This is a genomic window from Maribacter aurantiacus (genome assembly GCF_005780245.1).
In the GTDB taxonomy this organism is placed as follows: Bacteria; Bacteroidota; Bacteroidia; order Flavobacteriales; family Flavobacteriaceae; genus Maribacter; species Maribacter flavus.
In genome coordinates this window covers 72,966-86,740 of the sequence record NZ_VBUK01000004.1, presented here as the reverse complement: position 1 = coordinate 86,740, position 13,775 = coordinate 72,966, and the positions used below count along the sequence as shown (strand labels likewise).

The 13,775-nt window shown below is 42.6% G+C and carries 10 protein-coding genes; 8 read left to right on the top strand and 2 right to left on the bottom strand.

The features are described 5' to 3' along the window. Nucleotides 1-205: 205 nt before the first annotated feature. Entirely contained in the window at nucleotides 206-3,394 is a 3,189-nt protein-coding gene (gene ccsA, locus FEK29_RS08890) for a cytochrome c biogenesis protein CcsA (RefSeq protein WP_138258079.1), read from the bottom strand. Nucleotides 3,395-3,686: 292 nt separating this feature from the next. Between ccsA and FEK29_RS08885 the strand changes: the two genes are divergently transcribed. The 8 genes from FEK29_RS08885 to galK all read left to right on the top strand — a co-directional run bounded on the left by FEK29_RS08885 (nucleotide 3,687) and on the right by galK (nucleotide 12,752). Next, complete coding sequence (locus FEK29_RS08885) at nucleotides 3,687-4,460, top strand: Rossmann-like and DUF2520 domain-containing protein (RefSeq protein WP_138258078.1); 774 nt, start codon at nucleotides 3,687-3,689, stop codon at nucleotides 4,458-4,460. Then, nucleotides 4,444-4,971, top strand: a complete 528-nt coding sequence (locus FEK29_RS08880) for a KdsC family phosphatase (protein WP_138258077.1) — start codon at nucleotides 4,444-4,446, stop codon at nucleotides 4,969-4,971. The genes FEK29_RS08885 and FEK29_RS08880 overlap by 17 nt, the downstream gene beginning before the upstream one ends. Nucleotides 4,972-4,973: 2 nt before the next feature. Next, the gene (locus FEK29_RS08875) at nucleotides 4,974-5,564 is read left to right on the top strand and encodes a Maf family nucleotide pyrophosphatase (protein ID WP_138258076.1); all 591 of its coding nucleotides are present in this window, start codon (nucleotides 4,974-4,976) and stop codon (nucleotides 5,562-5,564) included. Between the two features lie 32 nt (nucleotides 5,565-5,596). After that, on the top strand, nucleotides 5,597-6,547 hold the full coding sequence (locus tag FEK29_RS08870; protein WP_138258075.1) for a septum formation inhibitor Maf: 951 nt from the start codon (nucleotides 5,597-5,599) through the stop codon (nucleotides 6,545-6,547). A gap of 3 nt (nucleotides 6,548-6,550) precedes the next feature. Further along, nucleotides 6,551-7,108: a mechanosensitive ion channel domain-containing protein gene (locus FEK29_RS08865; protein ID WP_138258074.1), complete on the top strand. Its 558-nt coding sequence runs from the start codon at nucleotides 6,551-6,553 to the stop codon at nucleotides 7,106-7,108. Nucleotides 7,109-7,193: 85 nt separating this feature from the next. After that, the gene (locus FEK29_RS08860) at nucleotides 7,194-9,725 is read left to right on the top strand and encodes a PIG-L family deacetylase (RefSeq protein WP_138258073.1); all 2,532 of its coding nucleotides are present in this window, start codon (nucleotides 7,194-7,196) and stop codon (nucleotides 9,723-9,725) included. A 111-nt stretch (nucleotides 9,726-9,836) separates the two neighbouring features. Then, the gene (locus FEK29_RS08855; RefSeq protein ID WP_138258072.1) at nucleotides 9,837-11,570 is read left to right on the top strand and encodes a sodium:solute symporter; all 1,734 of its coding nucleotides are present in this window, start codon (nucleotides 9,837-9,839) and stop codon (nucleotides 11,568-11,570) included. Nucleotides 11,571-11,594: 24 nt separating this feature from the next. Next, nucleotides 11,595-12,752, top strand: coding sequence for a galactokinase (gene galK / locus FEK29_RS08850; RefSeq protein WP_138258071.1), 1,158 nt, complete (start codon nucleotides 11,595-11,597; stop codon nucleotides 12,750-12,752). A gap of 146 nt (nucleotides 12,753-12,898) precedes the next feature. Here galK and FEK29_RS08845 read toward each other — a convergent pair whose 3' ends face one another. Then, complete coding sequence (locus FEK29_RS08845) at nucleotides 12,899-13,741, bottom strand: DUF2911 domain-containing protein (protein WP_138258070.1); 843 nt, start codon at nucleotides 13,739-13,741, stop codon at nucleotides 12,899-12,901. Nucleotides 13,742-13,775: the final 34 nt, after the last annotated feature.

Genomic DNA, 13,775 nt, shown 5'->3' with positions numbered 1-13,775 from the left:
TAAACGATTTATATAAACCAATAACAACTTTAGCTTAAAAACGAAGCGGTATTCTGTGATTTGAAATTAGGATTTTGAGATTTTCTCTTCTATCCTTTGTTCAATATTGCATGGTTTTGACTATATACCTGCTCCAAGGTCGGTCAAACTATATATTTAGATATTCTTCCAGTCGCACCGTGTATCAACAGCTTCATGATAGCACCTACTTTTTTTTGGCGTAATTCACCTGATACCTCCAGTAACTCAGTGCTCCCAAGGCCAAAACGCCAGCAACCGTATACCACACAAAGGTTGGTGTAATCACCTGTGCCCCACTCGCATAGCTATGAAGTCCCACCAAATAAAAGTTCACACCAAAATAGGTCATCATGATACTACCAAAGGCAACGACGCTCAAAAAATTAAAGGTCCACCTTCCCCTTAGCCCGGGAACCAATCGTGTGTGGATAACAAAGGCGTAAACCATAATGGATATCAAGGCCCACGTTTCCTTAGGGTCCCAGCCCCAATAACGGCCCCAACTTTCATTGGCCCATTGACCCCCTAAGAAGTTCCCAATCGTCAGCATGACCAAACCTATCGTCAATGAGAGCTCATTGATGATGGTGAGTTCCTTCAAATTGATATCCATACGTTCGCGATTTTTCTTATTGGTCAACAGAATCAAGATCAAAGAAACCACCCCTAAAATCATCCCCACTGTCAAAGGACCATAGCTGCCAACAATGACCGCCACATGTATCATCAACCAATAACTGTCCAATACGGGAACCAAATTGGCAATGGAAGGGTCCACCCAACTCTGGTGGGCTATCCATAACAACATGGAGGTTACAAAGGCCGATGCGGCAACGGTCATATTACTTTTTCTACCAAACAATAAGCCCATGCCCATCGTTGCCCAGGAAACATACAGGATACTTTCATAGGCATCGCTCCATGGCGCGTGGCCGGAGATATACCATCTCAAAATCAAACCGGCGGTATGCCACAGGAAGAATAAATAAATGACCCCTTTGAAAAAATAGACCCCAATTCTCCAGATGGAACGATCTTTAAAAATTTGAAAAATGAGAATCAAAAAGAAAAGTACGCCAACCAAGGCATAATACTGATACAGCCGATTAAAGATATTCAGCTTGTTGTAAATAACTTCGGTGTTGATTCTTCGTTCCGATGGCAAAACTTCGCTACCATTGTTCACCTGATTTTGCTTGAAAGCGGCCAGAAGTCTGTCTGCTTCACCATAGTCCCCTGTCTGCTGTGCCTTACTTAATGTCATCAAATAATACGGCATGGCATTCTTGACAAAATTGGCATATAGGGAATCCTGAATTTGAATCTGTCCCCCACGATATTCTACCGCCGATATCCATTTGTTGTTCTCATCGTTCAACAGTGGGAAAATTTTAACGATATCCTGACCCAAGGCCTGATTCAATAGACTTAAACGGATGTTGGCATCCTTGAAATCCTGTTCAAACTTGTTTGGGTTATTTGTAGCTGTTGCCTCCCTTAAGAAAGGCTCCAGCTTGTACGTCCCGTCCGGATTAAAAAAATCAGTCGCCTTTACGTATTTCTGCCCTTGCGGAATTCCTATAATTTTTCTTATGCTATCGTTTTGTGCCTTTTTGTCCAAGGCAATAAACTCCGCATTGTACCAAACTGCGGGGTTCATGATCATGGAAAGAAAAATTTGGTCTGAACTATACCCCAAATAGGTATCCTTAAGGCTCAACTTCCTCAGTAATTCCGAAGAAAAGGTATTGACGGGCTTCATCCTTCCGCCTTCATCCTGAATCACCAATTTCCCGAATTTATCCGCATGTTCCTTGGCCACCATGGAGGATTTTATGAGGGAATCTATTTGTTGTTGGGTGGGTGCTTGGGTATGGTCATGGCCATCGTCCACTGTATGCTCCTGCGCTTGTAAGGAACTAGATAGCCCAATTATAAGTATTAGGGCCGTAAGTATCTTTTTCTTTTTTTCCTTCAATTTATCCAAGGACTCCGCCAAATCCTTGAAGCGGGTTTTCCCAAAGAACATGATTCCCATCAAACCAATATACAACAGAAAATACCCTACATAGGTAATCCAAGTGCCCCAAAAATCGTGGTTTACTGAAAGTCGGGTGCCTTTTTCGTCAGGGTCAAAACTGGCCTGGAAAAATCGGTATCCCTTATGGTCCAAAATGTGGTTCATGTAAATATCATAATCAAAGGGCCTTTCATCCTTTATGGTCACCTTGCTCATAAAGGAGGCATAGGCGTTCTCCGTTCCAGGATATTTTTCGGCTATAAAATCGTTAAGTTGTATGGCAAAAGGAAGCTCGTAAATCTTGGAACCATATCGCAGGGCAAAATCCAAGCCCCCAACGTTGAATTTATCGCTAAACTGGGTCTGCCCCTTACTTCCCAACACCTTTACTTCCTTGGTCTCGCCATTACTGGATACGGAAAGTACAAGCGCATCCAAATCGAATTCCATTTTTTCGGCTTCGGGTATTTCCACAATGCCGTAGGTTCCCTGTACTAAGGAATCGGGGATGACAAACTGCATATTGGCCGTATTGTACAAAGAACGCAATTGTAATTTTTGTACACTATCCTGGACCAACTGTCCCTGAAATTGGTCGGCCATGCGCATAAAACTTCCTTGAAACGGAGAGGATATTCGATATTCGGGGCCATCGGTGAAAATATTTATGGCCCCATCAGTCTCATTGTTCAATGAAAACAGCACGCCGTGAATGCTCATGACCTTGCCATTCTCCAAAAAATGTTCGTGTCGCTGACCATCGCCCGCTTCCACGATTTTTAGATATGTATTCCCTGTCGTTCCCTGAATGAGGCCCTCCTTGGCACCCTCAATAAAGTCAACGTAGGAAATGGTAAATTCTTGACCGTTAAAGTCCCCGGTCCATGGCAGATTGGATTTTATGGCTTCTGGGGTTACGATCAAATCATCCTCCATAGTTTTCCTTCTTGGCTCTCCATTGATATCACCCTCAATGTAGGCCGTCAAATAGGTCTTATCCGAAAAGAACACATTTTCAGTTTCCCCTTCCCTGATGGGCATCATGCCCTCGTAGCTGATATATCGGGTTACAAATGCACCAACAATGATCAATATCCAAGACAAATGCAGGACTAGAACGGGCCATTTTTCCTTTCTCAACAAGCGATAACGCGCAATGTTCCCAATGAAGTTGATTACAAAAAAGACCATAATAACCTCGAACCAAGTGGTATTGTATATCCAGATTCGGGCAGTTTCCGTACTATACCAACTTTCAATAAAAGTCCCAAATGCCATGGCCACGGCAAATACGATAAACAAAACGGACATTAAACGGGTGGAGAAGAAAATTTTCTTTAACAGATCTGTCATTTAAGAAGACAATGGTTTTCAGGTTGCAAAAATAAGTCCTTTTACACTTTTTTTTAAACGATATCCATGGAGAATAGTGTAACAAAATGTTAATTTTCTAGGGACTACAATAGTCTGTAAAAGTGAGAATCACATCCATATATCCTCTAGTTTGGCTATCACAAAGAATATAAATGTTTTTCAAAAAAATGTTTCCTAGTCTGGAAACACTTTCAAGAAGCTTCCCAGGGAACAAAGGAACTGCAACAGTTTACCCATAAAATCTCCAAGCAATTCTTTGTATTTTCGCCGAATGATTTCCGTAGTCATCATAGGAACTGGGAACGTGGCCCAAAATTTGGCATCGGCATTGTATGGTGTTCTTGAAATACATCTGTCAGGAATCCTTGGCAGGTCAGAGGCTTCCGTATCCTATTTTGAGGGCAAAGTCAATGTTATTTTGGATTGGATGGAAATCCCAAAGGCCGATATCTACATCATCGCCGTGAAGGACGATGCCATAAAGGAAGTGTCCGATGCCCTGAACGTAGAAGGAATGGTGGTGCATACTTCCGGAAGCGTTGGTCTGGATGCCCTGTCAAAGCATGAACGAAGGGGTGTTTTCTACCCCCTACAGACCTTTACCGCTGGAAAGATCATTGATTTTAAAACGGTTCCCATGTGTCTGGAAGTTTTCAATGAAAAGGACATGGAGATATTAGAAACATTGGGGAGAAAAATTAGCAATAAAGTTCAGCACATTGATTCCGCCCAGCGAAAAGTGTTGCACGTGGCCGCAGTTTTTGTGAATAATTTTACCAACTACATGTATACCATCGGAAAGCAAATTTGCAATGAAAATGACTTGGATTTTTCAATACTATATCCTTTGATAAAGGAAACCGCCGCCAAAATAGAAACCTTGTCCCCCGAAGCTGCACAAACAGGCCCGGCCATACGGAGCGATTTAAAGACCTTGCACGGACACCTTACTTTGTTAACCGATGAAAAACATAGGACCCTATATAAACTAATAAGCAATGCGATAAAGGCATCCAACCAAAACGAAAATGAAGAAAAGCTATAAGGAGTACTTAAAGGATATTAACACATTTATTTTTGATGTCGATGGCGTTTTGACCGATGGGAGCGTCCTTGTGACCACCACAGGGGAAATGCTCCGAAAAATGAGCGTAAAGGACGGATACGCACTAAAGGTCGCCATCGATAGAGGGTATAATATATGTATCATCACGGGCGGTACCAACGAGGGTGTGAAAAAACGCTTGCAAGGTTTGGGCATCACCGATTTTTACATGGGCTCCCATCACAAAATCGATGCTCTGGAAGAATACTTGGGCATTTATGGAATCGATCCGAAAAATGTACTTTATATGGGCGATGACATACCGGATATCCCTGCCATGAAAAAGGTGGGCGTGGCCTCCTGCCCGCAAAATGCCGTACCGGAAGTTAGGGCCATCTGTGACTACATCTCGCATATCAACGGTGGCTCTGGATGCGCACGGGACGTCATTGAACAGGTACTTAAAGTACGGGGAGACTGGATGGATAATTTTGACGCGGCAAACGCTTAGGGATGTTACGGGAAAAGCTTGGCGATTACAAATTGATATTGGCATCTGGCTCGCCTAGGAGAAAACAGTTCTTGGAGGAGATGGGGCTGGACTTTGAAATTAGGTTGAAGCCTGTGGAGGAAATCTACCCCGAAGTACTTCAAGGTGCGGAAATATCTGACTTTCTTTCGAAACTAAAGGCATCGGCTTTTGAAGGGGCATTGGGTCCAAAAGAAATTCTAATTACGTCCGATACCGTGGTATGGCATAAAAACACCTCCTCGGCCAAAGCGGGCGATGCCAAAGAGGCCCATGACATGATTGCCAAATTATCTGGCGATTGGCACGAGGTCATTACCTCGGTATGTTTTACCACAAACAGCGAACAGATTATTAAAAACAGCATCACCAAAGTAAAGTTCAAGAACCTGTCCGATGCCGAAATCGATTATTACATCACCCATTTTGCGCCCTATGACAAGGCCGGTGCTTATGGCATCCAGGAATGGATAGGCCTTATTGGCATTTCTGAAATTCAAGGTTCCTACACCAACGTGGTGGGTCTACCTACAAACCTGGTATACGAAACGCTTTTGGATATGGTTTCCAGATAGATTTTCCTTAATTTTAAAGAAAAGAACGTTTTATGTTTAAGAAATGGTTGACCTTGGAAATGTCGGTGGTCCTATTGGCTGCCGTCTTTACGACATTTCAGTCCTGCAATTCCAAAGTAGCGAACGATACAAAGGAAGAAAGTGTAACGCCAAAAAAAGAACCGGAATCCCCGCGAAAAAAATTATCCCAAGAATTTAAGGACTATTGGTATTCCGGCACAGCGGAAATTACATCCTATGAACTAAAGCAAGCGCGCTATGGAGAAATACGAACAGGCAAGGCTGTGATGATTTATGTAACGGAACCTTTTTTGAAAGACAAACAGGTAAAAGCGGACCAAAGTTCGCCAGATAATATTCCCGTCCTAAAATTGAACGCCACCAAGAAATACCTGACCGGCATTTACCCCTACTCCATTATGACCAGTAGTTTCTATCCGGTTTATGACAACCAGCACGCGCTTAAAGTGTCCTTTTCAGCGCAGGAATGGTGTGGCCATGTATATGCCCAAATTAACAATAAAGAAGCGTTTCAGGTCATGTCCCGTTCCTATTTTGAATCGGAGGGCGACCAAGATTTCAACCTGAAAAAAACAGTTTTGGAAAATGAACTTTGGAACAAACTAAAAATCAATCCGGAAAATCTGCCGCAAGGCACCCATCAAATCATTCCTTCCCTCGAATATGTTAGGCTCAGCCACAAGGAATTAAAAGCCTATGATGCAGAAGCCACCCTAACAAATTCTGATGGTTTTTATACCTATGAAATTACGTATCCGGAATTGGAAAGAAGCCTTTCCATAACCTTTGGAAATGCTTTTCCGTATCCCATCGAAAGCTGGTCAGAAACCTCAAAAAGTGGGTTTGGCCCAGACGCCCAAATTCTTACTTCAAAAGCTACTAAAATCAAGACCATTAATGCCCCCTATTGGCAACAGAATCACAATAAGGATTTATATTTGCGGGACAGTTTAGGTCTATAATTTATGGAAGGTTTTATTGAAGATCACAAAAGCAGTCTCCTGTTCAGTCTTGTACTTTTTGTAATTATCCTCATTTTTAAAATCATATTTACCTCCATCGTAAAGAAAGTGGGTAAATTGAGCGATTTTAATCCCGTACGGATCAATTTGATTATCAAGTACATCAATATCGTATTGATTACCTTGGCCATCATTGCCCTCACCTTTATTTGGGGCGTAAACTACCGGGATCTGGGCGTTCTGCTTTCCTCCGTTTTTGCAGTAATCGGCGTAGCCTTATTTGCGCAATGGTCTATTTTGAGCAATATTACTGCGGGGGTCATCATCTTCTTTTCCTTTCCATTTAAAATTGGCAATACCATTCGAATACTGGACAAAGAAATTCTGGATACCGACAATCCCGAGAGGGAGGTTTTTGTCATTGAGGATATTAAGCCCTTTCATCTTCACTTGAGAAGGGCAAACGGGGAAATTATTACCTATCCCAATAACTTGGTCCTTCAAAAAGGGGTGGTATTGATATCGACATACAAAAGCGAGGAAATTGCTGCGGATAAATAAGTTACCAGTCTGTTAAAGAAGTCGTAAAATCGAGTCTTGGGCATGCAATCTTTTTATCTTTGAGATTAGACCAAAAACCAATTTAATGCGCCGTATCACCATATTTTTACTCATGGGCCTCCTTTTTATTGGCCCATCCTTTGCCCAGACACCAAAAAACCATTCCCCCGCCGATATTTTCCATGAGATTCAAAAACTGAATTTTTTAGGCACGGCATTATACATAGCGGCCCACCCAGACGATGAAAACACCAGGCTTATCTCCTACCTTTCCAACCATGTCCACGCCAGGACAGGCTACCTTTCCTTAACAAGGGGTGATGGCGGCCAGAATTTGATCGGTCCGGAGCTCAGGGAATTGCTGGGCGTACTGAGGACACAGGAACTTTTGGCCGCTAGAAGAGTGGACGGAGGCGAACAGTTGTTTACAAGGGCCGTTGATTTTGGATATTCAAAAAATCCGAAGGAAACATTGGAAATTTGGGACAAGGAACTGATTCTTGGTGACGTGGTTACGGCCATTCGTAAATTCAAGCCCGATGTCATCGTTAACCGGTTTGACCATAGAAGTCCCGGAACAACACATGGGCACCATACTTCATCGGCCATGCTAAGTATGGAAGCCTTTGATTTGGCCAATGACCCCAAGGCATTTTCGGACCGATTGGAAAACACCGATACCTGGCAACCCAAACGTTTGTTTTTTAACACGTCTTGGTGGTTTTATGGTAGCCAAGAAAAGTTTGAACAGGCGGACAAAACCAAACTATTGAATGTGGATATAGGAACCTATTATCCTATATTGGGCATGTCCAATAATGAAATTGCTTCCTTGGCCAGTAGCCAGCACCTTTGCCAAGGTTTTGGAAGATTGAGCTCCCGTGGCACTGAAGAAGAATATCTTGAACTCCTAAAAGGCGACTTACCTCAGAATAAGTCGGATCTATTTGAAGGCATCAATACCACGTGGACCCGGGTGGCCGGTGGAAAGGAAATAGGAGCCATTCTTGACAAAGTCGAAGCGGAATTTAATTTTAAGGATCCCTCCATTCATTTACCCGATTTGGTAAAGGCCTATCAGCTGCTTCAAAAAATAAACGATGACCATTGGAGGGAACTAAAAACTAAAGAACTTAAAGCGATTATCGAGGAAGTGGCGGGTCTTAATTTGGAAGCATTTACTACCCAAGCCTTTTCCAACCCAGGAGAATCCATAGAACTCAATTTGGAGGCGGTCAATAGAAGTAATGCCGACATCGTTCTGGAATCGGTATCGGTAAATGGAGAAAAACTTTTAATTGAATCGACGGATTTGAAGTACAACGAGCTGTTCAAAAAACAACTGAAGATCACCATTCCCAACACTACAAACTATACAAGTCCCTATTGGCTTATGGAAAAGGGAACATTGGGAACCTATACAGTGACCGATTCGGAATTAATAGGAAAATCTGAAACCCCTAGGGCCTTCAAAGCGACTTTTAATCTACTTTTTGACGGTGTCAATATCCCGATAACAAAAAATGTATCCTATAAATACGGAAGACCGGACAAAGGGGAAATATATCAGCCTTTTGAAATCGTGCCAAAGGCAACGTCCATGTTGAAGGACAAAGTTCTTATATTTTCGGACGGAACGCCAAAACAGATTCCGGTTACCGTAAAGGCCCATAAGGACCATGTATCGGGTAAAGTACGTTTGGAAATTGGCGACGGCTGGATTCTCGATTCGGCTACCCAACCATTTTCCATTGAGAAGAAGGGCGACGAGCAGACGCTGGTATTTACACTGACCCCTCCCACTACCGAAAATGAAACGTATTTAACTTCTATAGTATCCATAGACGGCGAAAACATTTCAAAGGAACTGGTAACCATCGCCTACGATCATATACCTACTCAGACCGTGTTGATGCCCTCCGAGGCAAAAGTCGTTAGACTGGATATTCAAAAAGCTGGTCAGCATATTGGTTATATCATGGGCGCCGGGGATGATGTCCCCACCAGTTTGGAACAAATTGGGTATACAGTGCATATTATAAATCCTACGGACATAGACGAAAATTCCTTGGGTAAATACGACGCCGTAGTCCTGGGTATCAGGGCCTATAATGTGGTAAATGAATTGAGCTTTAAGCAACGATATATTCTGGAATACGCAAAAAACGGGGGTACCGTAATCGTCCAGTACAACACGGCGGGCAGATGGGCGGACCAATTTGAAAATATCGCCCCGTATGATCTTCAGATTTCCCGTGACCGGGTGACCAATGAAAATTCCGAGGTTAAAATAATCGCCCAAGACCATGAATTGGTAAATTATCCCAATAAAATCTCCTCCAATGATTTTAATGGATGGGTTCAGGAACGCGGTCTTTATTTTCCGGATAGCTGGAGCAAGGAATTTACACCCATCCTGGAAATGAAAGATGAAGGGGAAAGAGCCACAAAAGGAAGTTTATTGATAGCTCCTTACGGAGAAGGTCACTATATTTACACAGGATTAAGCTTTTTCAGGGAACTTCCCGCGGGTGTTCCAGGAGCCTATAAATTATTTTCGAACATGCTATCCGTGGGTAAGGATAACCTGTCAAAAAAGGAACAGATCAAAGGATGAGTCAGGAAAAAGATGAACATAAAAGTTGGAAACGTGAGTATTCCCTGGTTCTGATTCTTAATCTTGTTTACATTATCGTTTTTTATCTTATAATGACTTCATACAATTAAAATGGGCGCACTGGACTGGACGATTCTTGCTGGTACCCTATTATTCATTGTAACCTATGGGGTATGGAAAACCAAGGGAAGTGCGAACGTTGACGATTATGTAAAAGGTGGAAACGAGGCGCAATGGTGGACCATTGGACTCTCGGTTATGGCCACACAGGCAAGTGCCATAACGTTTCTGTCCACGCCCGGTCAAGCATTTCACGATGGTATGGGTTTCGTACAGTTTTATTTTGGCCTACCACTGGCCATGATTATCATCTGTTTGGTGTTCGTTCCCATTTATCATCGCATGAAGGTATATACTGCCTATGAATTTTTGGAAGGACGGTTCGATTTAAAAACCCGTTCCTTGGCGGCCATCCTATTTTTGATTCAGCGGGGCCTTGCCGCGGGAATCACCATTTTTGCACCTTCGATTATCCTTTCGGCCGTTTTGGGTTGGGACTTGGGCACCCTCAATATTATCATAGGTACCTTGGTAATCATTTACACGGTTTCGGGTGGGACCAAAGCGGTCAGTGTTACCCAAAAGCAGCAAATGTTCATCATCATGACGGGCATGTTCGTGGCCTTTTTCTTTATATTAGGATTTCTTCCTTCGGACATTACTTTTTCCAAGGCCCTAAAAATAGCCGGCGCGAGCAATAAATTGGATATCCTTGATTTTAGTCTGAATACCAAGAGTAGGTATACCTTTTGGAGCGGTATCACGGGCGGTCTCTTTTTGGCCCTTGCCTATTTTGGTACAGATCAGAGCCAGGTACAACGCTATTTATCCGGAAAATCCATCAGGGAGAGTCAACTGGGATTGGTCTTCAATGCCATATTTAAAATCCCCATGCAATTTTTCATTCTATTGGTCGGGGTGATGGTCTTTGTCTTTTATCAATACAATCCTTCGCCCTTGAATTTTAATCCGGCGGCGACAACGGCCGTGATGGAGTCTGACTATGCCGAGGATTATAAAATCCTTCAGGAAGGACAGGTTGCCTTGGAAGCTGAAAAGCGTATCGCCCAAAATCAGTTTTCGACCGCCCTCGATATTAAGGAATACACGGCCGTTCAGGAAGCGAAACAACAAATCATTCGGATCAATCAAAAAGATAGCACAAACAGGGTTGCCGCAAAAGCCCTGATTTCACAAGCAGATGATTCCATCGAAACCAATGATAAGGATTATGTCTTCATTCACTTTATTCTGAACAACCTGCCAAAGGGATTGATCGGTCTTTTATTGGCGGTAATTCTCTCGGCCGCCATGTCCTCTACGGCATCGGAACTGAACGCCTTGGGAACCATTACGGCTCTAGATTTGTATAAACGTAATAAAAAAGGAAGCTTTACGGAAAAACACTACTTACTTGCTTCCAAAGGTTTTACTCTTGCCTGGGGTGTCATCGCCATTTTGATTGCCTGTATTGCCAATCTTTTTGATAATCTAATTCAACTAGTGAACATTATAGGTAGTATTTTTTACGGAAATGTACTTGGCATATTTCTCTTGGCTTTTTTCTTCAAGTTCGTAAAGGGAAATGCAGTGTTTTTTGCCGCCATCATTACCCAGATAATTATCTGCATCATATATTACAACCTAATCCATATTTATCCTTCTGGAGAAGAAAAGCTAGGGTACCTATGGTTAAACTTTATTGGGGCTGCCCTGGTCATAATTACGGCCATTATTTTCGAAGCCTTTGACAGAATGTTGAGCAAGCCTCCAACAGAAGCATAAAACCAATCAACTATCCTAATTTCCATGATTGCCCACGATATCAAGCGTTCGTTTATTTCAAAATATCAAAGGGAATCGATCCTGGTAAAGGCTCCCGGAAGAATCAATTTGATTGGGGAACATACAGATTATAATATGGGGGTTGTACTACCCGCTTCCATTGAAAAAGGAATTTATTTTGCCATTCAAAAAAATGGGAGTTCGTCCATTCACATAGAAACTTTTCTGACGGATGCCGAAAAAATCGAATTCGACCTAAAGGGAAATCCTAAACCTTACCAGGCCTTTTGGGGAAATTACTTCAAGGCCATTTTGGAAATCATGGTATCCAAAGGATATTCATTAAAAGGTTTCGATTGTGTATTTGGAGGAGATATTCCAATAGGAGCCGGACTATCTTCCTCCGCCGCCCTTTGTTGTGGTTTCATTTTTGGCGTTTCGGAAATTTTAGGCCTTTCCATTAACAGGGAAGAGAATGCCCTCATAGCACAGGCCGCGGAACATAGGATTGGACTTAACTGCGGATTGATGGACCAATATGCCGTTCTTTTTGGAAAAAGGAACAATGCGCTGTTTTTGGATTGCAGGGATTTGACCCATGAGTTTGTACCGATTAATTTAAGTGGTTACAGCTGGGTACTTATCAATTCGAATATAAAACACAACCTTGCTGTAGACTCCGAATACAACAAACGGAGAATTTCTTGTGAAATGGTCGTTTCCAAGGTCAATGAAAATATTCATCCCGCAGCTTCTTTAAGGGATGTTACCCTAGAACATTTGGAAAAAATAAAAATGGAGGTAAGCCCTACGGATTACAAAAGGGCAAAATATATTCTAGAGGAAAACGAAAGGGTTTTAAATATGATAGCTGCCCTAAAAGCCGGTGACACCCAAGAAGTAGGTAATCTACTTTTACAAGGCCATTGGGCCATGTCTCGGGAATTTGAAATAACGACTCCCGAACTTGATTTTCTGGTAAAAACAGGTGAGAAATTGGACGGCGTAGTGGGTTCCAGAATGATGGGAGGTGGATTTGGCGGGTGCACCATAAACCTACTTAAAACGGACAAAGTTGAATCCTGTCTGTCCGAAATAAAAAGTGCCTATCGTAAAGAGACCAACATTGAATGTGAAACCTATCCGTTGGAAATTGGGGATGGGGTCCATGTGCTAGATTAAGCTGCCAAGAAGTAAGCCCACTGGATGTCCATACGGATGGAATTTATAAATTAAGCGAATCTATTGGAATAAAGTCTCTTTCGTTACCAATAAAAAAGCCCGCAAGCTACATGCATTACGGGCCTTTTACAAAGACAAAAATATTCTTAGGCTCCCCATTCCTTTAAGGAATCCTCGTTCATTTTTACATAATCGGCATTACCGGCCTCTTTCGCTTTTGCCAATGATTTTTTTGCAGCTTCTATGGCTCCTTTTTTATCCCCGGCCTTCGCCAAGATCAAGGATTGCTGTCTTAATTGCCAATATGCAGGATTCTCCGTCATGTTCATGGCGGTATCCATCCATTCCTTGGCCTTATTTATGTCCTTGCCCTCACTTAAATAATAAACCGCAGCAGCATAGTAATCCCCAGCTCCTGGTCCGGACATGATTCTATCAATATTTTTCATTACGGTAGCATCGGTTGGAACCTCTATGGGAACGCCTACATAGACCTGCTCCCACATAATACCCAAATTGGCACCTGTTGTAGTAAGGTCATCTATGGTGATGGTAAAAGTTTCAATGGGCATTTCAATAGGATACACAGGTACGGTCGCCGTGGCAACAATTTTGCTCTCTTCCCAATTACTGGGTACGCCACCTCCATTGGTATCCGTGTAGAAAAACACTTCCCACTCCTTTTGACCTGGCTTTGTAAAGATGGAATAGGTTCCCGCTTTTACCTCGCTACCTGCAATGGTTACGTCCGTATCAAACGAAATTGTTGTGTAGGCATTGGCACCCGTTCTCCACAATTTGCCATAAGGTACCAAATCGCCAAAAACTTTTCTTCCACGCATGGAAGGCCTGGAATAATTCACCACTACCTCCGTCAATCCAACCATTTGAACCAATTTGGAAGCGGGACTTGGGGCCGGAGTATTGATTTGGGCCTCAAGGGATAATGATGCCACAATGGCCAATAAAAAGAGTATTACTTTGTTCATAGTTAATTGATTTATTTAGTTTTAACAAAACTAG

What these genes read in the sequence shown, in the direction of transcription:
- ccsA (WP_138258079.1), bottom strand. Translation starts at nt 3,394, where the DNA reads ATGACAGATCTGTTAAAGAAAATTTTCTTCTCCACCCGTTTAATGTCC.
- FEK29_RS08885 (WP_138258078.1), top strand. Translation starts at nt 3,687, where the DNA reads ATGATTTCCGTAGTCATCATAGGAACTGGGAACGTGGCCCAAAATTTG.
- FEK29_RS08880 (WP_138258077.1), top strand. Translation starts at nt 4,444, where the DNA reads ATGAAGAAAAGCTATAAGGAGTACTTAAAGGATATTAACACATTTATT.
- FEK29_RS08875 (WP_138258076.1), top strand. Translation starts at nt 4,974, where the DNA reads ATGTTACGGGAAAAGCTTGGCGATTACAAATTGATATTGGCATCTGGC.
- FEK29_RS08870 (WP_138258075.1), top strand. Translation starts at nt 5,597, where the DNA reads ATGTTTAAGAAATGGTTGACCTTGGAAATGTCGGTGGTCCTATTGGCT.
- FEK29_RS08865 (WP_138258074.1), top strand. Translation starts at nt 6,551, where the DNA reads ATGGAAGGTTTTATTGAAGATCACAAAAGCAGTCTCCTGTTCAGTCTT.
- FEK29_RS08860 (WP_138258073.1), top strand. Translation starts at nt 7,194, where the DNA reads ATGCGCCGTATCACCATATTTTTACTCATGGGCCTCCTTTTTATTGGC.
- FEK29_RS08855 (WP_138258072.1), top strand. Translation starts at nt 9,837, where the DNA reads ATGGGCGCACTGGACTGGACGATTCTTGCTGGTACCCTATTATTCATT.
- galK (WP_138258071.1), top strand. Translation starts at nt 11,595, where the DNA reads ATGATTGCCCACGATATCAAGCGTTCGTTTATTTCAAAATATCAAAGG.
- FEK29_RS08845 (WP_138258070.1), bottom strand. Translation starts at nt 13,741, where the DNA reads ATGAACAAAGTAATACTCTTTTTATTGGCCATTGTGGCATCATTATCC.